The 1,300-nt window shown below is 43.5% G+C and carries 1 protein-coding gene; it reads left to right on the top strand.

Annotation, left to right across the window (positions count from 1 at the left end; genetic code table 11):
- The coding region (locus R8269_RS24670) for a PAS domain-containing protein (protein ID WP_318222837.1) at window positions 1–817 on the top strand (817 nt) is incomplete at its 5' end.
- Between the last annotated feature and the right edge of the window lie 483 nt (window positions 818–1,300).

Genomic DNA, 1,300 nt, shown 5'->3' with positions numbered 1-1,300 from the left:
GCTTAGACAGCGAGCTGTCGTCGAAGCAAGCCTTCTTGAAACTCAAGGTCGTTTGTTGGAACAGCTAGAATCTGCACCGGAAGCTATTATTTGTCTGCGAGAAGATCAGCGTATTCGTTTTGCCAACGAAGCGGCTTGTAAGCTATTCAAACGCAGTTTAGAGCAACTTAAACGCTCATCAGCTGACGAACTGATCGCACCAAAATATTTGACGGTGAAGCAGCCTCATTATTGCGGCAAGATTGATATCTACATTGAGGATATTCGTCAAAACATTGAAGCCGACATTCCAAAACTGCCAGAAGGCTCTGGCTTAGATGTGATGTACAGCTTTAATGTCGGTGGTGGAGCTAACGCCGCGCGTATTCATAACCTAGAAACTGCGGTAGAAGTACTCTCAAGTTATGCATTCGATGGTGATAGAGACCAGTTGCAGAAACTCAAAGAGCTTGGTGGCGAGTTTACTCGTTTGGCTGATAAGGCTTTGGGCAACAAAAAAGATAAGCAAGATTTGATGCGTGAAGTGTTGGTCGATGCCATGACGCATGCATTGGACTATTGGGAGTCTGTTACGGGTGAAAGTAAGTTTGCGTTTGCCGAACAAAGTGGGCTGTGGCGCGTCTACCTCGACCGAAGCACACTGCAAACCCGCACGCTCGATAAATACATGCGTATCGAAACTCTGCCTAAAACACCGCGCTGGAGAACGGTTCTGAGTTCAATTGAGTTTATTCTTGAACACTGTAAAGAACAGAGCCCTGAACGTGCTTACATCGAAGCACAGCGCGATAAATTGCAAAGACTGCTCACTAGCTAAACCTCTCATAAAATACAAGCCTCGCTCAATGCGGGGCTTTTTATGCCTATGTTTTCTGCCTATGGGTGGTACGCACTCTCACCTCTCAAAAAACAAAATGCATGACATGTAAACGGTGAATGTATGCTCCTATGCACTCAACGAACTAGTACGAGCTGACATTTTCACAAACACCATTAATCTTAGCGACGGCCTCAAGCACTCTTCTTAATTGAGCTCATTTCCTAGCAGCTTCGACGGAACTCTCCTCTTCTTTAAACGAAAAAACACCGTAGTTAAAAAGTGTTGTATTGCACTATTTATCAACCCGCCACTCTTCTTTGATAAATGGGAAATTAGACTTCATTTTTCTTGTAAAAAAAGCATAATCACCCCCTTAATTTCGCTGGTAAAAAAGACGATTTTTCATATTCCAAACGGAAATTGACCAACAATTGACAGAGATTGCGAAGTCAATCACAACAGAACGGCAGATTAAATTTC

Source organism: Vibrio sp. Vb0667 (assembly GCF_033391095.1).
This window is presented reverse-complemented; position numbering and strand designations above follow the sequence as displayed.